This window comes from Streptomyces tsukubensis (genome assembly GCF_003932715.1).
Classification (GTDB): Bacteria; Actinomycetota; Actinomycetes; order Streptomycetales; family Streptomycetaceae; genus Streptomyces; species Streptomyces tsukubensis.
On the sequence record NZ_CP020700.1, the window covers coordinates 2,716,934 to 2,737,258 of the forward strand.

General features: G+C 72.3%; 16 protein-coding genes. 5 read left to right on the forward strand and 11 right to left on the reverse strand.

What is annotated here, in order from left to right:
* Nucleotides 1–153 precede the first annotated feature (153 nt).
* Both B7R87_RS10375 and clpS read right to left on the reverse strand, forming a co-directional pair.
* A complete protein-coding gene (locus B7R87_RS10375; protein ID WP_006349091.1) occupies nt 154–825 on the reverse strand; it encodes a DUF2017 domain-containing protein in 672 nt (223 codons plus the stop codon).
* Nucleotides 825–1,139 (reverse strand): ATP-dependent Clp protease adapter ClpS, encoded by a 315-nt coding sequence (gene clpS / locus B7R87_RS10380; protein WP_040916196.1) that lies wholly within the window; start codon nt 1,137–1,139, stop codon nt 825–827. Before clpS ends, B7R87_RS10375 begins: the two co-directional genes overlap by 1 nt.
* Before the next feature lie 176 nt (nt 1,140–1,315).
* Here clpS and B7R87_RS10385 point away from each other — a divergent pair, with 176 nt between their 5' ends.
* Nucleotides 1,316–2,644: a nicotinate phosphoribosyltransferase gene (locus tag B7R87_RS10385; protein WP_006349089.1), complete on the forward strand. Its 1,329-nt coding sequence runs from the start codon at nt 1,316–1,318 to the stop codon at nt 2,642–2,644.
* A 288-nt stretch (nt 2,645–2,932) separates the two neighbouring features.
* On the forward strand, nt 2,933–3,517 hold the full coding sequence (locus B7R87_RS10390; protein ID WP_006349088.1) for an isochorismatase family protein: 585 nt from the start codon (nt 2,933–2,935) through the stop codon (nt 3,515–3,517).
* Nucleotides 3,518–3,590: 73 nt separating this feature from the next.
* Here B7R87_RS10390 and B7R87_RS10395 read toward each other — a convergent pair whose 3' ends face one another.
* Complete coding sequence (locus tag B7R87_RS10395) at nt 3,591–3,905, reverse strand: hypothetical protein (RefSeq protein ID WP_006349087.1); 315 nt, start codon at nt 3,903–3,905, stop codon at nt 3,591–3,593.
* A gap of 144 nt (nt 3,906–4,049) precedes the next feature.
* On the reverse strand, nt 4,050–6,509 hold the full coding sequence (locus B7R87_RS10400) for an immune inhibitor A domain-containing protein (protein WP_006349086.1): 2,460 nt from the start codon (nt 6,507–6,509) through the stop codon (nt 4,050–4,052).
* Between the two features lie 529 nt (nt 6,510–7,038).
* On the opposite strand from B7R87_RS10400, the gene B7R87_RS10405 reads away from it, so the two are divergent.
* Complete coding sequence (locus B7R87_RS10405; protein WP_006349085.1) at nt 7,039–7,317, forward strand: hypothetical protein; 279 nt, start codon at nt 7,039–7,041, stop codon at nt 7,315–7,317.
* An 84-nt stretch (nt 7,318–7,401) separates the two neighbouring features.
* On the opposite strand, the gene B7R87_RS10410 is transcribed toward B7R87_RS10405, so the two are convergent.
* The 4 genes from B7R87_RS10410 to B7R87_RS10425 all read right to left on the reverse strand — a co-directional run bounded on the left by B7R87_RS10410 (nt 7,402) and on the right by B7R87_RS10425 (nt 15,107).
* Nucleotides 7,402–8,235: an RDD family protein gene (locus B7R87_RS10410; RefSeq protein WP_130584635.1), complete on the reverse strand. Its 834-nt coding sequence runs from the start codon at nt 8,233–8,235 to the stop codon at nt 7,402–7,404.
* A 111-nt stretch (nt 8,236–8,346) separates the two neighbouring features.
* Entirely contained in the window at nt 8,347–9,741 is a 1,395-nt protein-coding gene (locus B7R87_RS10415; protein ID WP_130584636.1) for an RDD family protein, read from the reverse strand.
* Nucleotides 9,742–9,861: 120 nt separating this feature from the next.
* Nucleotides 9,862–10,236, reverse strand: coding sequence for a DUF6193 family natural product biosynthesis protein (locus B7R87_RS10420; protein ID WP_006349082.1), 375 nt, complete (start codon nt 10,234–10,236; stop codon nt 9,862–9,864).
* A gap of 35 nt (nt 10,237–10,271) precedes the next feature.
* Nucleotides 10,272–15,107, reverse strand: coding sequence for a DUF6531 domain-containing protein (locus tag B7R87_RS10425; protein WP_006349081.1), 4,836 nt, complete (start codon nt 15,105–15,107; stop codon nt 10,272–10,274).
* A 260-nt stretch (nt 15,108–15,367) separates the two neighbouring features.
* Here B7R87_RS10425 and B7R87_RS10430 point away from each other — a divergent pair, with 260 nt between their 5' ends.
* Nucleotides 15,368–15,844 carry an SsgA family sporulation/cell division regulator gene (locus B7R87_RS10430; protein ID WP_006349080.1) on the forward strand — a complete coding sequence of 159 codons (477 nt, stop codon included), beginning with the start codon at nt 15,368–15,370 and terminating at the stop codon, nt 15,842–15,844.
* Between the two features lie 67 nt (nt 15,845–15,911).
* Here the strand turns inward: B7R87_RS10430 and B7R87_RS10435 are convergent, their stop codons facing one another.
* Both B7R87_RS10435 and B7R87_RS10440 read right to left on the reverse strand, forming a co-directional pair.
* Nucleotides 15,912–16,298 (reverse strand): VOC family protein, encoded by a 387-nt coding sequence (locus B7R87_RS10435; protein ID WP_006349079.1) that lies wholly within the window; start codon nt 16,296–16,298, stop codon nt 15,912–15,914.
* Between the two features lie 342 nt (nt 16,299–16,640).
* Nucleotides 16,641–17,729, reverse strand: coding sequence for an AraC family transcriptional regulator (locus B7R87_RS10440; protein ID WP_040916194.1), 1,089 nt, complete (start codon nt 17,727–17,729; stop codon nt 16,641–16,643).
* A gap of 183 nt (nt 17,730–17,912) precedes the next feature.
* On the opposite strand from B7R87_RS10440, the gene B7R87_RS10445 reads away from it, so the two are divergent.
* Nucleotides 17,913–18,776 carry an NAD(P)H-binding protein gene (locus B7R87_RS10445; RefSeq protein WP_006349077.1) on the forward strand — a complete coding sequence of 288 codons (864 nt, stop codon included), beginning with the start codon at nt 17,913–17,915 and terminating at the stop codon, nt 18,774–18,776.
* 126 nt (nt 18,777–18,902) lie between these two features.
* On the opposite strand, the gene B7R87_RS10450 is transcribed toward B7R87_RS10445, so the two are convergent.
* Nucleotides 18,903–20,315, reverse strand: coding sequence for an FAD-binding oxidoreductase (locus B7R87_RS10450; RefSeq protein WP_006349076.1), 1,413 nt, complete (start codon nt 20,313–20,315; stop codon nt 18,903–18,905).
* Nucleotides 20,316–20,325: the final 10 nt, after the last annotated feature.

The window sequence follows — 20,325 nt, forward strand, 5'->3', positions numbered from 1 at the left end:
GTACGAGGCGCGCGAGGGGTACGAGGCGCGCGAGGGGTACGAGGCGCGCGAGGGGTACGAGGCGTGCGAGGGGTACGGAGACCCCTGGGCCCTCGGCGGGCAGCGCGACGCCCCGGGGCCGGGCGGCCACCGGGGCGTGAAGGCGCCGGGAGGTCAGGGCAGCAGCGCGCCGACCAGGGTCTCCTGGAGGACCCCCAGCCAGAGGTACGCCATCACCATCGGCTTGCGCGGATCGTCGTCGGGGAGGTGGTAGAGCCCGCCGCCCTCGGCGCCCTCCTCGTCGTCCCGCTCGCTGATCTCCAGCCGGGTGCCGATCGTCAGCCGCAGGTCGTTGAGGGCGCAGAGCCACTGCCGGCATTCGTCCGGGGTCAGCTTCAGCACGGCGGTGGATCCGCCGCCCGTGTCGAGCCCGTCGAGCGCGCGGACCACGGCGAGGGCGTTGGCCCGTTTGCCCGCCCGCAGGTCGTTCTCGGTGAAGCGGCGGAATTCGGCGGACGCGGCGCGCCGCTCGTCCTCGGTCATCGCGGGGCCGGAACCGGAACCGGAGCCGGGACCCGTACCGGGGCCGTCGCCCGCGTCCCGGCTGCCGGTGTCCGGGCCGCTGTACGCGTCCGGGAACAGCCGGGCCAGCGCCGGATCGGCCGGTGGTTCGCTCGGCCCCTCCGCGAACAGCGCCGCCAGCGGGTCCTCGCCCTCGACGGGCTCGTCACCCGGTCCGATCAGCTCCAGCATCTGCACCGCGAGGGAGCGCAGGATGGAGACCTCGACCTCGTCGAGGTCGATGGCCGCGCCGCCGCCGGGAACCGGCTCGAAGGGACCCGGCATCAGGTGCGGTCCTGGGAGAGGGTCGCCCACAGGCCGTACCCGTGCATCGCCTGCACATCGCGCTCCATCTCCTCGCGGCTGCCGCTGGAGACCACGGCGCGTCCCTTGTGGTGGACGTCGAGCATCAGTTTGCGCGCCTTGTCCTTGGAGTATCCGAAGTACGCCTGGAAGACATAGGTGACGTAGCTCATCAGATTCACGGGGTCGTTGTGGACGAGCGTCACCCACGGCACGTCGGGCTCGGGAACGGCGAAGCTCTGCTCCGCCGATTCGGGGCGTTCGATCTCAGTGGGAGCAACACTCACCTGAACCATGCTGCCACCCGGGGGCGCCGCGTGCATAAACGGCTCCCCATTTCGTCAGAGTGACGAAATGTGGGGTAGCATCCACGCCAGAACAGGATCGCCCGTGCCGTAACGGGCGTCCGACGGCGCATTCCTCGTACCGCAGCCGGCGGGGCGGGGCGCAGAAAGCACGAGGTCGAACTCTTGTGAACACCGCTGACCTGGGGCTCCCGGTGGACGTCCCCTCCACGGCCCTCTTCACCGACCAGTACGAGTTCACGATGCTCCAGGCCGCGCTGCGGGCGGGCACCGCGCACCGCCGCTCCGTCTTCGAGGTCTTCACCCGGCGGCTGCCCGAGGGGCGGCGGTACGGGGTGGTCGCGGGCACCGGGCGGGTGCTGGACGCGGTCGCGAACTTCCGCTTCGACGCGGACGTCATCGCGTTCCTGCGCGAACAGGACATCGTGGACTCCGCGACGCTGGACTGGCTGGCCTCGTACCGCTTCAGCGGCGATATCCAGGGCTATCCGGAGGGCGAGGTCTACTTCCCCGGCTCCCCGATCCTGCGGGTCGAGGGCACCTTCGCCGAGTGCGTACTGCTGGAGACGGTGATCCTCTCCATCCTCAACCACGATTCGGCCATCGCGGCGGCCGCATCGCGGATGGCGACGGCGGCGGGCGGCCGGAAGCTGATCGAAATGGGCGCGCGCCGCACCCACGAGCTGGCGGCGGTGGCCGCGTCCCGTGCCGCGTACGTCGGCGGCTTCGACTCCACCTCCGATCTGGCGGCCGGATTCCGGTACGGGATCCCCACGGTCGGCACCAGCGCCCACGCCTTCACCCTGCTGCACGACAGCGAACGCGACGCCTTCCGGGCGCAGGTCGACTCCCTGGGGCGGGGTACGACCCTGCTGGTCGACACCTACGACGTGGCCGAGGCCGTCCGTACCGCGGTGGAGATCGCCGGGCCCGAGCTGGGTGCGGTACGCATCGACTCGGGGGATCTGCTGCTGGTCGCCCACCGGGTGCGGCAGCAGCTCGACGAGCTGGGCGCCCGGCACACCCGGATCACCGTCACCTCCGATCTGGACGAGTACGCGATCGCCTCCCTGGCTGCGGCCCCGGTGGACGCGTACGGGGTGGGAACCCAGCTCGTCACCGGCAGCGGGCACCCCACCTGCTCCATGGTCTACAAGCTGGTCGCCCGGGCCCGGGGCGAGGGGCCGGACGCGCCGCTGGAGCCGGTGGCGAAGAAGTCCGTGGGCGGGAAGGCGTCGGTCGGCGGGCGCAAGTGGGCCGCCCGGCGGCCGGACGCGGAGGGCGTCGCGGAGGCGGAGGTCGTCGGCACCGGACCGGTGCCGGACGGGCTGGTCCACCACCAGCTGCTGGTAGAGCTGGTACGGGGCGGCGAGATCGTGGCCCGGGAGCCGCTCGACGTACCGCGGGAACGGCACCGGGCGGCGCGGGGCGCGCTGCCGATGTCCGCGACGCAGCTGTCCCGGGGCGAGCCGGTGCTGCCGACGGAGTACGTCTGAGACGTACGGCTGCGGGGCGCGCACGCCGGGGACCGCCCGGGGGCGCATCGGCGTGAAAGGCGGCGCCCGGGTGGTGTGAAGACCGGTGCCGCGGGGACGCTCCAGACAAGGGGCACCGCGCGAACCGCTCTGCCCGGCCCCGGCGCCCGCGCCCGTACGCCCGGTCCGTACGACGGCGTACGCCGCCCGGCGGGCCGTCCGTGTCCGTACACCGCCCCGGCCACCACCACCGTCCGCCAACCGTCCGCTACCCGTCCCCACCGCTCCCCGTCCCGAAAGGCACCCGTCATGCGCCGCGCCCTGATCGTCGTCGATGTCCAGAACGATTTCTGCGAGGGCGGCAGCCTCGCGGTCGCGGGAGGTGCGCAGGTCGCGGCGGCGATCACCGAGCTGATCGGGGAGAGCACGGCCGGCTACCGCCATGTGGTGGCCACCCGTGACCACCACATCGACCCGGGCGACCACTTCTCCGACACGCCCGACTACGAGACGTCCTGGCCGGTCCACTGCGTCGCGGGCACCGAGGGCGCGGGCTTCCACCCGAACTTCGCGCCCGCGGTGGCCTCCGGCGCCGTCGAGGCCGTTTTCGACAAGGGCGCCTACGCCGCCGCGTACAGCGGTTTCGAGGGGGCGGACGAGAACGGCAACGGGCTCGCGTCCTGGCTGCGGGAGCACGGGGTCACCGAGGTGGACGTGGTGGGCGTCGCCACGGACCACTGCGTCCGGGCGACCGCGCTCGACGCAACGAAGGAAGGTTTCACCACCCGGGTGCTGCTGGACCTCACCGCGGCCGTCTCCGCGGAGCGGACGGCGTGGGTGCTGCCGGAGCTGCGGGAGGCCGGTGTCGAGCTGACCGGCGAGCCCGTCTCGTAGGCCTCCCGAAGCGCCGGGGACCCTCCCGACCGGCCGGGGTCAGTCCCGGCGGCAGCCTCCCGAAGGCCCGGGATCAGGCCCAGCGGTTCCGCAGCGGGCTGGACCGGAAGGGGTGCCAGAGCGCGGGCGCCGGGGCCTCGTGGAGCCGCCAGAGCAGGCCGTCCGGATGGTGGAGCACCGCGGTGATCTCGTCCGGGGTGGGCGGTTCCGCGTTCCCCCGCAGATAGACCGCGCGCAGCCCCAGATTCCGCAGCCGGGTCAGGGCGCGGGCCCGGTTCGCCGCATGCACCAGAAAGCGTGCGGCGCTGCCGTCCCCGAGTGGGCTGGGCAGGCTGACGGCGACGACGACGGTGCCGTTCGGAAGTCTGCTGAATCCTCCGCCGGACATGGTGTACCACTCCCCCGTGGATCGGTCGGCCGGGCTGGTCGGGCCCGGTGTCAATAAGAGGCGGTCACCACGCACCTAAACACGATCGGCCGTCGCCCGCTAGAGGGCGACGGCCGATCATGCTTTGACCTGCGGTTTTACAAATTATTTGGTCGACGGACCGACCTTTACCGTGATCGTTTCACCGCTGCGCGGTTCCTTCACGATCGAAATCTTGGTGTTGGTGTCAGTAACCTTCACGCTGCCCGTCGGGTTCTCCGCGTACCAGTAGACGCCCTTGCGGTCGTCGAAGACGCTCCGGCCGGGGCGGGACGGGATCTTCGTCGGCACGCCGGCCTTGTGGAGGGTGACGGCGTCGTACGGCCGGGTCGAGAACGTCGAGTCGAAGGTCTGGATCCGGTTGCGCATCAGCGTACCGTCGGACCACCGCAGCGGTTCGGGATTCGCGTCGATCGGCAGAATCTGGCCCGCGCCCGGGTGCACCCCGGTGTTGTTGTCCAGCTGGAAGGTGTCCCAGTACCAGATCATCAGTCCGTTCTGGTACGGGAAGTGCTCCACCCAGCGGTTCTTCGGCGCGGGGAAGCCGAAGTTGTACGCGCCGATCTCCAGCCCCTTGTCGTACGAGACGTACTGGCGGTTCTCTGCGATGTAGTACTGCTCGTAGTCCTTGGTGATGGACTCTCCGATCCGGCTGAAGCCGGCCTTCGTCCAGCCCGCGTCGTCGGTCTCGGCGCCGTCGGTGAAGAGGGGCGCGCCGTCCGCCGTGACGGTGATCGCGTCCGCGGTGAAGCCCTTCTCGGCGGTCGCGCCGTCCGTGCGGTACTGGAAGCGGAGGCCTATCTTCTTCCCGGCGTAGGCGTCCAGCGGGAAGACCAGGGCGCGGTGCGCGCCGGAACGCCCGGTCAGGGCGGGCTTGTCGCCCGCGTCCCGGGTGATCGGCCGGCCGTCGGCGGTCCCGTCGATCGCGTTCCAGGTGGCGCCGTTGTCCGTGGAGACCTCGGTGTAGAGGTAGTCGTAGCCGGCTTCGATCTGCCACCAGGCCGACAGGCTCAGCGATGCGGACGACTTGCCGGTCAGATCGACGGTCCGGGTGAGGGTGTTGCGCAGGTCGTCGCCCATGTCGCTCCACCACTGCCGGGTGCCCTCTGCGGGCTTGACGACCGGGGTGGTGCCGGGCTTCTTCGGCAGTTCGACGATCAGCGCCTGCGGCCGCTTGGTGTTGTAGGCCTGGACCCCGAGGGTGTGGACGGAGTCGGTGGCCGCCTTGGCCTTGGTGTAGTTGAGCCACCCGAGCTGGAGTTTGTCCCAGGCGGTCATATCGCCGGGGAGGTCTCCGATGGCGTTCTTGCCGCGGCCCAGCCAGGAGCCGGAGGACATCAGGCTCCAGAAGCCGGTGGAGTTCTCGCCGCGCCCGGAGTAGTCGTAGAGATCCGGGAGGCCCAGGTCGTGTCCGTACTCGTGGGCGAAGACGCCGAGTCCGCCGTTCTCCGGCTGGACGGTGTAGTCACCGACCCAGATCCCGGTGGTGCCGATCTGCGTGCCGCCGGCCTTGTTGTTCCCGGGGCCGGTGCTGCCGTTGTCGTCGCCGTACGCGTACCAGCGGTGGGCCCAGATGGCGTCGGTGCCCTGGGCTCCGCCGCCCGCGGACTCGTCCTCGCCCGCGTGCACGAACTGGAAGTGGTCGATATAGCCGTCGGACTCGTTGAAGTTGCCGTCGTTGTCGAAGTCGTAGCGGTCCCAGACGTCGTACTGCCGGAGGTCCGCGGTGATCTGCGCGTCGGTGCGGCCGCGTGCCTTCTGGTCGGCGACCCAGGCGTTGACGCCGTCGCGCACCGCGTCCCAGACGTTCTTGCAGTTGCTCTCGCCGCAGAAGTTGGAGCCGTAGCGGGCCTCGTTCCACTCGACCTTGACCCAGTCGGAGACCGTGCCGTCGACGGAGTAGCGGCCGGAGGACGCCTTCTCGAAGTACGTCTTCACCGACTGCTTGGGCTGCCCCTGGGCGTCCTTGCCGGTGCCGAAGTAGAGGTCCTGGAAGTGGGTGCGGTTGTAGTCCGCCTTCCAGTCGGTGGCGTTGTCCTTGGTACGGTCCGGCTCTTTGATCGTGTTGTGCAGCGGGCCGGGGGTGCCGCCGTACTGCCTGACCGGCGGCTGCGGGCCCTCGGGCCCGTCGGGGTCGTACAGCGTGGTGTCGTCGACCTTGTCGCCGAACTCCACCAGGATCGTGAAGATCTTGTCGGTCTTCTCCCGGCCCAGCTCGACGTACTTCCCCTTGTCGAGCTTGACGACCTTGGACGCACCGCGCTGCTCGACGGTCGACTCACCGCTGATGACCTGTTCGAGTGCGGTCTCGCGCTGCTGGGCCTGCTGCTTGCTGAAGGGCCCGTCGAGATCGTGGTCCACATGGTCCTTGGCGGGTGCCGGATCCCGGCGCTGGACTTCCGCGGCCGGGGACACGGCAGCCGCGGCGGAGAGAGCCGGCCGGGCTCCGGCGTCCTCTGCTTGCGCGGTGCCGTACGCCGAGACCGTGGCGGCCGTCGCGGCGAGCGCGACGACGACCGCGGAGGCCCTGAAGGACCGGCCGCGGCCGTTTCTGGTGGTGGTCACGTGAGCGAATTCCTCCCCCGCGCCCCGACGCCGCGGATCCGATGGGATGGGTGGGGCCGTCCGGGCGGGGGTCGCGCGTCAAGTGACGGCATTCGACCGTACGTACGGAAGAAAAGACAGTCCTTGACTTGGACACACCAACTGCCCTATGCGGAGGCAGTGTTCCGATATCCGGACGGGAGTGACCGGCGGGTTCCGGGGGTACGGAGAACGGGGCGGGGCTCCGGGCCGGGTGTACGGAGCGGGGCTCCGGGCCGGTTGTACGGAGCGGGGCGAGGTCCGTCGTACCGGAGCGGCTCCGGCCGGGCCGGTCCCGGCGGCACCGCCTCCCAGGGGCCGATACACCGAACGGGCCCGCCGTCAAGGGGTGTGAACCCGTGCGCCCCCCATGCTCCGGCGGCCCGGGCGGAGGAACGCTTACCGCCGGGACCCGCCGGGCATCCAGCACCGTAGAGTCACTCGACGGTGCGACCGCGTCGAGCGAACCCCCCGATCTGTTCGTCGATCTGTCGTGAGGACGGTAACCGTCATGCCGCGTCCGACTCCTGCACAGCTCGCCTCCGGTTCGGCCACCGTCGTCCTGTCGGCGCTCGCCCTGCTGCTGTTCACCCGGACCACGCACGCCCTCGGGGTCGCCGCCATCGGAGTGGCCGCGATGGCCCTCGGGCTGCTGGTGGCCACCGCCCTGCCGATGAGCCGGGCGCTGAAGGCCGCGGCCCGTCCCGGTTCGTCGAAGCGCGCCGCGGCGCCCGCTCCCCGCCCGAAGGCGCATGCGGGAGCGGGCGCGGACTCGTCCGGCACCCGGTAGCCGGGGCGGGCCGATCGGTCCGCCGGTGGGTCCGTCGGCGTGTCCGGGTCCGCCGGCGGATCGGACCGGGCGTCGGGCGGCGGGTCAGACGCCGGTGCCCGGCCCGGTCCCTGGTCCGGTCCCCGGGACGGATCCTTCCGGCACGGTGACCACCACGGTCTTGGCCGCCTTGTCGTGCAGACCCTGCCGATAGGGCTTGTCGGCCAGGATCGTGATGATGATGATCAGCCACCAGACGCAGAAGCAGCAGACCAGCGCGGGCACCCAGAGCACGGCGGCCCGGGTGAAGGCCGCGCCGGTGTGCGGCGTACTGCCGTCGTTGAGCATGGCGACGCGCAGCTTCAGCAGCTTCTTGCCGACGGTCTGACCGGTCCTGCTCACCATGATCGTGTCGTAGCCGACGTACGCGACCAGCGAGATCAGCGACCAGAGCCACTGGCGGCCGGTGTTGATATCGCTGGTGATGTCGTTCCAGTCGTCACCGCTGCCGCCGGACGACCAGCCGCCCGCGAACAGCGAGATGATGAAGAGCGGAATGAAGATGATCAGCGCGTCGATCACCCGGGCGGCGAGGCGCCGGCCGAAGTCGGCGAGCGGCGGCATGCCCGCGAGGGGGTCGGGGGTCCCTCCGTACGGTCCGCCGCCGTAGGGGCTGCCGCCGTACGGGGGCGGGGGCGTCCCGCCCGCGCCGCCGTAGGGCCCGCCGCTCTGGCCCGGGCCGTACGGCGAACCCGGCGGCGGGCCCGGCGGAGGCGGAGGCGGCTCCTGGCCCCCCGGCGGGGGCGGGGGCGGCGGAGGCCCGGAACCGCCGCTCTGCCCGCCCGGCTCGGGCGGCCGCTTGGCGAAGGGGTCGTCGTCGCGGGGCCGGTCGCGTTCTGGGTCCCCCCAGCCGGAGGGCGGTGGCTGGTCGTTGCTCATGAGGGCAGTGCAACCCGCGCCCGGGACCGCCGCAAAAGGACGCACGCCGTTCGGGGGACGCCGCGGTGCGGGCGGCCCGGATCCGCCGGTCCGCCCGCCCGGCTCGGGCGGTCAGCCCTTGACGTAGGTGCGGGCGGCCTTGTCGTGCCAGCACTGCCGCCACGGCCGGTCGAACAGACACCAGACCACATTGACCAGGCCCACGGCGATCAGCCCGAGACCGCTGTAGACCAGCCAGCGGCGGAGCGCGGCGCCGAACGGCGGCGGCTCGTGGGACTCGATGTCCGCGACCGAGACGCCGCAGAGCTTCTTGCCGAGGGTACGGCCCCATTTCGCGGTCGGCAGGGCCTCGTAGAGCGCCCCGAGGACCAGCAGCGCGGCCAGCACGATGCCGAGCTGGACGCCCGTGGTGCCGTCCAACAGCCAGACCGTGACGGTCTCGCCGGACCGCTCGGCCGCCTCGATCTTGCCGTTGACGTGGTCGATCGCGCCGGTCAGCAGGGGTACGGCGACGGCACCGACCAGCGTGCCGAGGACGGCGGTGTCGATGAGCCGGGCGGCCAGCCGTCTGCCGAGCCCGGCGGGCCGGGCCGCGGCCTGCGCCTGGGCCATGGCCAGGAAGGGGTCGCTGACCGGGGGCTTCCACGGAATGACCGGGGCCTCCGGCGGCTGCTGCGCCCAGGAAGCGGCCCCGCCGCCGGGCCCGTCGGTCACCGCCGGGGGCCGCACCGGCTGCGCCTGCTCGGGCACGAGGGGGTGGGGGTGGGGGTGAGGATGCGGCTGGGGCTGGACGGGCGGGGCGGCCTGCGGTTGAGGCGCCGGGAACGCCTGAGGTGCCGGGACGGCCTGAGGGGCCTGGGGCTGAGGGGCCTGGGGCTGAGGCGCCTGGGGCTGAGGCGCCTGAGGCGGTACGGCGCGGATGGTGACGGTGCTCTCGGGCGCGGGCCGCACGGGCGCGGGCGCCGGGGCCTCGGCGGCGGGCAGCTCCGGAACGGCTACCTCCGCGGCGGGCACCTGCGGGGCCGCCCGGACCGGAGCGGGTACCTCCGCGGCGGGTTCCGGTACGGCCGCGCTCGTGGACCGCACTCCGGGCAGCGCGCCGCCGGTCGGATCCGCCCCGGGCGCGGGAGCCTGCGCCGGAACCCGCGCACCGCCCCAGTCGACCCGTCCCGGCTCCCCGCCGAAGCCGCTCTGCCGCGAGGTGTCGGCCTGCCAGGCGCTGGCGGGCTCGGACCGTGCGGGCCCGTCGCCCGGGCCCTCGCCCGGTTCGTCGAGTTCATCCAGAAAGACGGGCCCGGTCTCCTCCGCGACCGGAACCACCGGCGCGGGAAGGGACGCGGGGGCCGGGGCCGCGGGGGCCGCGTCCCCGCCCTCGGGCGCGGGCCGGCTCGTACCCGGAACCCAGGCGGCACCGTTCCAGTACCGGACATATCCGGGGATGGACGGATCCGGGTAGTAGCCGGGGGCGGGGCTGCCGTCGCCGCCGTTCGGGGTGGGGGCGCTCATCACCGTGGTCCCGTATCTCCTCGCGAGCCTGGTTGCAACCCTCCACATCTATCAGACGCCCGCACGAGTCCGGGCCGGTCCGGGGGTAACGACCCCGAACCGGTGTGTCCCGGGGGCCGGTCAGCCACGCTTGCCGGGCCCTGCGACGACCGGGCCCGCGTCGTCGGGGATGTTCGCGGCCAGCAGGGCGAACGCCTCCTTCAGGGAGTCCGTCTCACCCAGGCTGGAGGTCACCGGCGCACCCCTGACGAAGTAGCGGTCGTTTTCCAGGTAGTAGACCGTGCCTCCGACGAGGGTGTAAGGCGATTCGGTGCTCAGGCTGAAGAACAGCACTCCGTGGCTGAGACCGGTGAACAGACCGCGCAGCCGCGGGTTGGCATAGGCGGCGCGCACCACGTCGGGACGGACGTGCTCAGGGCCCGCCGCGAGCAGCCACTGCCACTGCCCGGCCACGATCTCGTCAGCCGTCGGTGCAGGGGTGTCGTCGGTCGTCATGATCCTCGTCCCTCTTCTCTGCTTCCCGGCCGCCGCTACGTCCCGAGCCGCCTGAGCGGGTCGAGTTCGGGGATATCGGGCTTGGGTACGTTGATCTTCTCATTGCCCGAGTACCAGTCGATCGACTCCCAGGGCCGTCCGGAGGGATTCTCCTCGCCGTCGAGGACGTCCAGCTCGTACGCACGCACGGCGCGCACGACCACGCTCATCTCCCAGGCTGTTCCGGCGTCGCCGGACTGCGGCCACTGGGCCGGGCTCCCCATGCCGAAGTGCCGCCCGTGCTCGACCGCCGCCTGGAACGCCTCCACGATGGTCGCCGGGGTGTTCCAGTTTCCCGGCTCGCCCTTCTTGTTGAACATGCCGTCCAGGGTGATCGACAGGGTGGTGTCGGGATCCGAGATGGCGTGCGAGACCCGCGACATCCAGAGCGGGATGTTGTCCACGACGCCCGCGTGGGCGGCACCGTTGTAGGTGTGGGCTCCTGGGTCGCTGGCGCGGGACGGATCGTACTCCGGGTCGTTGGGATCGTTCCGCAGATAGCGCGCCAGGTTGTTGGAGGCGTTCGAGGGGTCCCGGTTGGGGCCGAGCACCACGCTGTGACGATCGGGATCCCTGCGGCGCGGGCAGGCCGACAGGCCCAGCGGGTCGATCTCCCCCGTCGGGTTCCCCACATACGCATACGCGTTCGGCGACGGCAGCAGCCCCAGCGGGTCCGGGGTCAGATAGTGGCCCGACGCCGGGTCGTAGTGGCGGTGGCGGTTGTAGTGGAGGCCCGTCTCCGGGTCGAAGTACTGGCCCGGGAAGCGCAGCGGGGTGTACGCCGTGGCGCCCGGGTGCCAGCCCGTCGTGCCCCACAGCGTGGTCCGCGCGCGCCAGGCCACGTCGCCCTGTTCGTCGACGAGTTCGCGGGGCGCGCCCACCAGATCGGTGACGACGGCGAAGAACCGGTGGTCGATCTCCTCCTGGGGCGCGTCGGCGCTCAGGCGGCGTTCGGTCTGGGAGACCGGGTGGAGGCCGTCGTGGTCCCAGGTGAGGACGGTGGTGGTACCGGGGCTGCTCGTGGAGCCGGAGGCCTCCTCGCACAGGACGTCGCCGTCCCAGGTGAAGTCCGTGCGCTCCACGGCGTGATCACCGTCGGCGGCGAGGCGTTCCTTGGCGATGCGGCGGCCGTGGGGGTCGTAGGTGTAGCGCCAGCGGGTGCCGTCGGGGGTGGTGACCTGGGTGAGGCGGTCTTCGGCGTCCCAGGTGTAGTGCCAGTTGTCGGGTTTGCGGGAGAGGCGGGTACGGCGGCGGCGGACGACCCGGCCCTGGGCGTCGTGCTCGTAGCGGATCGTCCCGGCGCGGTTGATGCGGGTTCCGGCGTAGACGCGGGGCCCGTTGGCGTCGGGCGCGGCCGGGGTGCGGGCTTCGGTCTGGTTGCCGAGGTCGTCGTAGGCGTACCGCTCGGTCCAGCCTGCGGCGGTGACGGCGGTGACCCGGCCGGTGGGGGTGAGGCTGTAGGCGCGGTCGCCGCCGAGGAGGTCGGTGACGGCGGTGAGGGCGCCGTCCTCGCGGTAGGTGTAGGCGCGGCGCTGCACGGTCCGATCGGCTTCCGGGCCGGTGCGGACGTGCTGGGCGGTGAGGCGGCCGAGGCCGTCGTAACGCTGCTCGACGGTGAGGCGGTCCCCGTGGCGGCGGGTGCTGCGGCGGCCCTCGGGGTCGAAGCCGAAGACGATCCGGTGCCCGGAGGCGTCGAGTTCGGCGGTGCCGCCGGGGTAGGTCCAGTCGCTGGTGGCGCCGCTGGGCGTGGTGCGGTGGACGCGGCGGCCCCCGGCGTCGTAGCGGAAGGTCAGCTCCCGGCCGTTGCAGAGCTCGCGGAGGAGTCTGCGGCCGGTGGTGTCGTAGGTGTAGTGGAGGTCGAAGCCGGGTCCGGTGGCGTGGGTGAGCAGTCCGCGGGCGTCGTAGCCGAAGCGGGTGACGGCGCCTTCGACGTCCTTGGTGATCAGGCGGCCGGTCCGGTCGCGTTCGTAGCGGACGGTCTGCCCGGCGCCGTTGGTACGGCTGGTGAGGCGGCCCGCGGCGTCGTGGGTGTAGACGAGGGTGCGGCCGTCGAAGTCGGTTTCGGCGGTGAGGCGCCCCGCGGGGTCGTAGCCGTAGGTCCAGCTCATTCCGCGGGAGTTGGTGACGCGGGTGAGGCGGAGTTCGGTGTCGTAGCCGAAGGTGTGGCGGTCGCCGTCGGGGCCGGTGCGGGTCTTGAGCAGGTCGAAGTGGGTGTAGGTGAAGTGGGTGGTGCCGCCGAGGGCGTCGGTGTGGCTGAGGCAGTTGCCCTCGCCGTCGTAGGTCCAGGACTGTTCGGTGCCGTCCGGTTCGGTCCGGCGGGCGGGCAGGCCCTCGACGGTCCATTCGAGGACGGTCGTGCCGCCGTCGGGGCCGGTGATGCGGACGGGGCGGCCGAAGGGGTCGCGTTCGTAGCGGGTGACCGCGCCGCCGGGGCCGCGGACGGCCTCGGGCAGTCCGGCGGCGTCGTGGCGGATGCGGTCGAGGGCGCCGATGCCGTCGTCGAGTGCGGTGAGCCGGCCGTGGGCGTCGTGACCGGTGCGGGTGCTGGTGCCGTCGGGGTGGGTGAAGACGGTGGGGTTGCCGGAGGCGTCGTACTCCTGCCGCCAGACCGCGCCTTCGCCGTCCGTGACGGAGGTGAGGCGGCCGTGGTCGTCGTAGGTGACGGCGGCGGCGCTGCCGTCCGGGTGGTGTACGGCGACGAGGTTGCCGCGGTCGTCGTGGTCGTACCCGGTGGTGTGTCCGAGGCGGTCGGTACGGCTGACGACCCGGTCCCCCGGGCCGTAGGAGCGGAGTTCGGTGTGGCCGAGGGCGTCGGTCTCGGCGACGACGCGGAGGCGGTCGTCGTGGCGGAACACCTTGGTGGCGCCGGTGGAGTCGGTGTAGCTGGTGGTGCGGCCCGCGGTGTCGTAGGCGAAGACGCCGGAGAGGTGTCCGTCGGGGCCGACCGTCCGCATGACACGGCCCGCGGTGTCGTAGACGTAGTGGAACGTGGAGTCGTTGCGGTCGGTCCACGAGGTGATACGGGCTTCGGTGTCGTAGGTGAAGCGGAGGGGGAGGCCGGAGGAGTTGGTGACGGCGTCGAGATTGCCGTCGCCGTCGTAGCCGTACGTCATGACGGTGACGGGCCCGTCGGGGGTGCGCAGGGCGATGCGGTGGACGCGGGCGTCGCGGACGGTGACGGCGATGCGGTAGCCGCCGTCGTGGACGATGCGGTCGGGGGCGCCGTCGGGGCCGCGGTGGAGGGTGATGCCGTTGCCGTGCCGGTCCTCGATACGGGTGAGCCAGAACGCGGTCGAGGAGTGGTAGGGGCTGCCGGTGAAGGTGCGGACGAGTCCGGTGCGGGGGTCGGTGACGGTGTACGCGGTCTCCGCGCCCGACTCGTCGGTGCCGCCGTGCGTCAGCGCGAGCCGGTCGCCTTCCACCGGCAGGACGCCGGTCGGGTCGCCGGGCGCGGGCAGGGCGGGGTAGACCAGGACCGTGCCGTCCTCACGCGCCCACAGCGCCCCCAGCCCGCGGGCGTCGAACTCGATGCGCTCGTCGAGGGTGGAGGCCCAGCTCCGGCCGAACCAGTGCCCGTGGTGGTAGCCGGAGAGATGGACGCGGCGCAGGACGAGCGGGAGGGTGCCGGGGAGGGTGAGGTCGGTCTGCGGCAGCAGCATCTGCCCGGAGGCGACGTCGACCGGATCGCCCTCGCACTCCCGCAGCTCGGGCGGGATGCTGTTGCCGCGCGGATCGGACTTGGCACCGTCGAGTGAGGCGGGCTGGGTACGGGTGTCGGCGGGGCCCTTGCGGGCGGTGCCGGACCCGGGTGGGGTGGTGCCGGAGATATCGCCGCCGTCGCCCTGGACCTTGCGGCCCTTGTTGACACTGTCCCGGGTGTCGACGTCGACGCCCTTGTTGATCCGGGATATCTGCCGGACGTTCTCCGGGAGGGTCTTGCCGAGGTGGTTGCCCATGGTGGAGGTGGCCTTGGTGAGGGCCTCCATCGCCTTGTCGACGACGGGGTCGAGGGCCTGGGCGATATCGTCGCGGCCCCGGGTGCGGCCGTGGTGGGAGCGGGCCTTGTCCAGACGGGACGTGGTGCGGCCGTTGACGCGGACGCTGACCAGGTTGAGGTCGTTGCCCGCGCGTTCGTGTTCGGCGTGGTCGACCTTCCCCCGGTCGCCGCCGCGGCCGCCGGGGCCACCGGCGGAGTTCAGGTTGAGGGAGTCCTTCCCCGCCTGTGCCGTCTGGTCGAGGTCGACGCCCTCCTGGAGGCCGAGCGCCGCGGATCCGGCCTGGACGACGAGATCGGCGGCCATCGACTCCAGGGCGGCGACCGCGGGTGCGGTCATGGCGCCGACGATGTAGCTCACGACCTCGTTCATGCACTCCTTGATGGCCTTGCGGACCAACTGCTGGCAGGCGGCGATCGCGCCCGCGCCGAGGAGTCCGGAGAGGCCGCCGGTCACCGGGATGAGGGCCATGGAGATACCGGCCTTGGCGGCGAGCGCGCTGAGATGGCCGATGGCCACGTACTTCATCGCCTCGATGGCGGTGGCGGCCTTCTCCAGCGCCTCCGCGATCAGCCCGGCCGCGGTCGCGAGGTCCTTGAGGTGCTTGCCCTTGACCTTGTCCCAGTGCTGGTTGAGGGCGGTCATCGCCTCGCCCTCGCCGGACGACAGCAGCCGCTGGACGTGCCGGTTGGCGATCTGGCCGTCGTCGAGGATGTCCTCCTGGAAGGACCGCAGACTGGCCGCCATATCGCGGTAGGCGTCCTCGTCCACGTTCGGCCAGTTGACGCCGATCAGGTCGAGCAGAGTATCCGCCCAGTCCGGCACGGTCACGGCCATAGCGTCAAGCCCCCGTTTGAGTGAATGTCAGCCCTTCACTCTTACCACGGTGTTCGGGACGGCCGGGTTCCTCACCGGCCGATGGGAAGCACCTCCGGCACGCCCCCGGTGAGTGGTGTCGGGGCCGGTGGCGGCGGCCGGTTCCGGACCCGGACCCGCCCGAAAAAAAATCTGCCGAAGTCGCGTAATGATCCGGCGTCCGGCCGCTCTCCCTTGCGTGGGCCCGTTTCGGGGCCCGTGACGACGAGGAGAAGAAGCCCATGCACTCCACGGTGGAACGCGAACTGGAACTGCGGCTGGTGCTGTCGGCCGAGCGGAGCATCCCGGTGCCCGCGAAGCTGGCGTACCGCACCGACGACCCCTTTGCCGTGCACATCACCTTCCACATCGGCTCCGAATCCCCGGTCAACTGGACCTTCGCCCGCGAGCTGCTGGTGGAAGGGGTGTTCCGGCCGTGCGGCCACGGGGACGTACGGATCTGGCCGACCAAGGTGGACGGGAGGAACGTGGTGCTGATGGCCCTCAGCTCCCCCGACGGCGACGCCCTGCTGGAGGCGCCGTCCTCGGTGGTGTCGTCCTGGCTGGAGCGGACGCTGCGGCTGGTGCCGCCGGGCTCCGAGGCCGGGATGCTCGACATCGACGACGGCATCGCCGGGCTGCTGGCGCACCACTCGGCGGACGGCCGGGGCCGCTGCTCCCGCCCGGAGACCGGCGAGACGGAGGACGGCGATGCCTGAGAGAGGTTCCGGCAGTGGCCGGGCAGCGGGGGCGGACCGCTGGGGCCCGCCCCGGTCGGCGCCCGGTTCAGCCGGCGGCCTCGGTGGGCGGGGTGAGGAACTCCAGCGCGTGCCCGTCGGGGTCGTCGACGTAGAAACCGCGGCTGCCGTGATGGAGGTAGGTGGCCCCCGGCTCGGTGTGGTGCGGATCGGCCCAGTACGGCAACTCGCGCTCGACGACCTTGGCGAGGATCCGCTCGAACAGGTCGTCCGGGACCCGGAACGCCAGATGCTGGGAGACGATATCGCCCCGGTGATCCAGATAGTCGAGCGTGAGCCCGTCGTCGAGGGTCAGTGCGGCGAACGGGCCGTTGGCGTACGGCGGCTCGGTCGTTTCGATCAGTTCGGCCAGGAAGCGGGCACCTCCGAAGCGGTCGCTGCTGTGGACGATGGTGTGGTCCAGCTGTGCGGACACGGGTCCTCCTCAGTCGTACTCCGGTCGGGTCAATTACCGCCGTCGCAGGGCCGGTTGGGCCCGGCGGCGGCCGTCCTCCCCACCCTAGGAGCGGGCGGCGGGGCGGGACCATCGGGCCTTGGTCGTAGGACGCGGGACCCGGCAGCCACCGGAACCCTGGCAGGAGCCGGGGCAGGGGACCTAGGGAGTTTCTTTCGGATCAGGCCGGATCAGTGAGCGGGGTCTGGTGCCGTGGATCGCAAGGCGGAGGATGGAGTCCACGCGGAGCGTCGGCGACTGACGACAACGCGGCGAGGCGCGGTGCCAGGGCACGCGAGCCCGGCAAGATCCGAAAGAGACGACCTAGGCCGCCGGGACGGGGCGGCGGGACCGGTGTTCGGTGGGGCTGAGGCCGCGGAGCCGTTTGAAGGCGACGCTCAGGGCGAAGGCGTTGGCGTAGCCGACGCGGCGGGCGATCGCGTCGACCGTGTCGTCGGTGCCGAGCAGCAGATCGGCCGCCGTGCCGACCCGCCACGCCGTCAGGTACGTCATGGGCGGCTCCCCGACCTGTTCGGTGAAGTGCCGGGCGAGGGCGGCGCGCGAGACTCCGGTACGGAGGGCGAGGGAGGCGACGGTCCAGCGGTGGGCCGGGGCGTCGTGCATCAGCTGGAGCGCCGGGCCCGCGACCGGGTGCTCCCAGGCCCGGTACCACGGCGGGGCCTGCGCACCGGGGCGGTCGAACCAGGCCCGCAGGGCGGCCAGCAGCATCAGGTCCAGCAGCCGGTCGAGCATCGTACGGCGGCCGGGCCGCGGACCCCCGATCTCGGCCGTGACCAGGTCGAACAGGGGCCGGTCGAAGTCGGTGCCGGGGACGACGAGGATCTCGGGAAGCGCCCTCAGCAGCCGGTCGCTGACGCTGCCCGGGGCATCGTAGGCGCCGCTGAGCAGTACGGCGTCACTGCCCGGGACACCGATGCCGGGCGGGACACCGTTGCCGACCGGGGCGTCTCCGGGGAGGGCTTCGTCGCCGCAGGGCGGAACAGAAGCACGCAGCGGGCGGGGAGTCGCGGTTTCGCGGGGATCGCGGGGGTCCTCGTGAGATGCCGGTCCGGCGGCTTCGGCGGTCCGGTCCCGGCCCGTGCCGACCAGGATCTCCACACCGTCGCCCCCGGCCGACGGCGGGCAGTAGGCGGCGCCCGTGATCAGGGTGCGCGGCCCCGCCCCGGGGTCGTCCGCCACGGTGTACGCGGCCCGGCCCCTGACCACCGCCACGTCGCCCGCCGCCAGGGGCACCGGCTCCCCCGCGTCCGGCACGATCCACGCCGTACCGCGCACCAGGGCGACCAGGGTCAGCGGGGCGCCTCCGGCGAACCGCAGCGACCACGGGCCGTCGACACAGGCGCAGCGGAACACGGCACCGCGGGCCCGCACACCGTCGAGCAGCTCGGCCATGACGTCCGCGCTGATGGCATCCGTACGGACGGCCCCGGCGCCGTCGGGACCGGCCCCGCCGGTGGCCGTCACGTCCATGGTCGCGCCGTTCCCCGTATCCATGAACTCAGCGTAAGACGATCGGACATGGAACCAAGAGCCTGAGCGATGGTTCGTCTTCGGTCCCGCCGGTTGACTGGAGGCATGGCAGAGCAGAGGCAGCACCAGCAGCAGCACATCCTCGTCCTCGGGGGCACGGGCACCACCGGGCGCCGTGTCGCCGCCCGGCTCCGGGCCCTCGGGCACACCGTCCGGATCGGCTCCCGCACCGGTGAGCCGGTCCGGTTCGACTGGACCGACCAGGCGACCTGGGACCCGGCGCTCGACGGCATCGACGCGGTCTACGTCGTACCGCACGAGGGCGCCCGTCTGACCCGGCCCTTCCTCGCCCTCGCCGAGAAGGCCGGGGTCCGGCGGGCCGTCCTGCTCTCGGGGCGCGGGGTCGACGTCGCGGACTACATGGCCGACGACAACCCGTCGGCGATCACCCATATCGACGGGGACGCGGCGATCCGGGAGACCGGTCTGGAGTGGACGGTCGTACGGCCCAGCTGGTTCGCGCAGAACTTCAGCGAGGGCTTCTTCACCGACTCGGTCCGCGGCGGTGAACTGGCGCTGGCCGCCGCGGACGGGCTGGTCCCGTTCGTGGACGCCGAGGACATCGCGGACGTCGTGGTCGCCGCGCTGACCGAGGACGGGCACCACGGCCGTACCTATGAACTGTCGGGCCCGCGCCTGCTGACGTTCGCCGAGGCCGCGGGGGCGATCTCGGCCGCTTCGGGCCGGCCGCTGCGCTATGTGCCGCTGGCGCCCGAGGAGTTCACGGCCGGGCTGGTGGCCGCGGGGATGCCGGAGCAGGACGCGGGCTGGTTCGCGGACATGCTCTCGCCGGTCCGGCGGGGCATCGAGGCGCATCTGTCGGAGGGGGTGCGCGAGGCGCTGGGCCGTGAGCCGCGCGACTTCACCGTCTTCGCGGCGGAAGCGGCGGAGTCGGGCGCCTGGAAGTGAGCGGAGGGCGGGGCGCGGTGAGGTACGGGCAGGGGCGCGGCGGGCCGGCGGGGCGACCGCGACACCGGGCCCGGGGGACGTACCGCACGGCGCCCTCGCCGCTCCCCGCCGCTGCCCCCCGGATTCTCAGAACAGCTTGCCCGGGTTCAGGATCCCCAGCGGGTCGAAGGTCCGTTTGATCCCGCGCTGCAGCTCCACGCCCACCGGTCCCAGCTCCTGCGCCAGCCACTCCTTCTTCAGCACTCCGACGCCGTGTTCGCCGGTGATCGTGCCGCCCAGCTCCAGGCCCAGGGCCATGATCGCGTCGAAGGATTCGCGGGCCCGCCGGGACTCGTCGGGGTCGTGGTGGTCGAAGCAGACGACGGGGTGGGTGTTGCCGTCGCCCGCGTGGGCGCAGACGCCGATCGTCAGACCGTACTTCGCGGCGATCGCAGCCGTACCCTCCAGCATCGCGCCCAGCGCCGAACGCGGTACGCAGACGTCGTCGATCATCGTGGCGGATTTCAGCGTCTCCAGCGCGGGCAGTGCCGTCCGCCGTGCCTGGAGGAGGAGTTCGGACTCGGCGACGGTGTCCGCGGGGACGACCTCGGTGGCCCCGGCGGCCGTGCACAGCTCACCGACCGCGGCCAGGTCCCCGGCGGCGTGCGGGGTGTCGAAACCGGCCAGGAGCAGGGCTTCGGTGGTCTCGGGCAGGCCCATCCGGCCCAGCGCGTTGACCGCCCGGACCGTCGTCCGGTCCATCAGCTCCAGCAGCGACGGGGTGTGCCCGCTCGCCATGATCGCGCAGATCGCCGCGGAGGCGGCGGCCGCGCTGGGGAACTCGGCGGCGAGGACCAGTTGCTCCGGCGGCTTGGGCTTCAGCGCCAGCACCGCCTTGACCACGACGCCCAGGCTGCCTTCGGAGCCGACGAAGAGCCGGGTGAGGTCGTATCCGGCGACGCCCTTGGCGGTGCGGCGGCCGGTGGTCAGCAGCCGTCCGTCGGCGAGGACGACGTCGAGCCCGAGGACGTACTCCGCGGTCACCCCGTACTTGACGCAGCACAGCCCGCCGGACGCGGTGCCGATGTTCCCGCCGATCGTGCAGGACTCCCAGCTCGACGGGTCGGGCGGATAGGTCAGCCCGTGCCCGGCCACCGCGCGCGACAGATCGGCGTTGATCACACCCGGCTCGACGACGGCGATCCGGTCGACCGGGCTGATCTCCAGGATGCGGTCCATTTTGACCAGGGAGAGCACGATGCAGCCGTCGGAGGCGTTGGCCGCGCCCGACAGTCCGGTACGGGCGCCCTGCGGGACGACGGGCACCCGCAGTTCGGTCGCCGTCCGCATCACGTGCTGCACCTGCTCGACGGTGCGCGGCAGGACGACGACGGCGGGGGTGCCCGCCTCGCAGAAGCTCGCCATGTCGCGTCCGTAGGAGACCGTGACGTCGGGGTCGGTGATCAGGGCGTCGGCGGGGAGTCCGGCCCGGAGCCGGTCGAGGAGGCCGTCGGAACGGCCGGGGGGCGGGCCGTCGCGGAGATCGTCGTCATGATCCATGGGTCCAGCG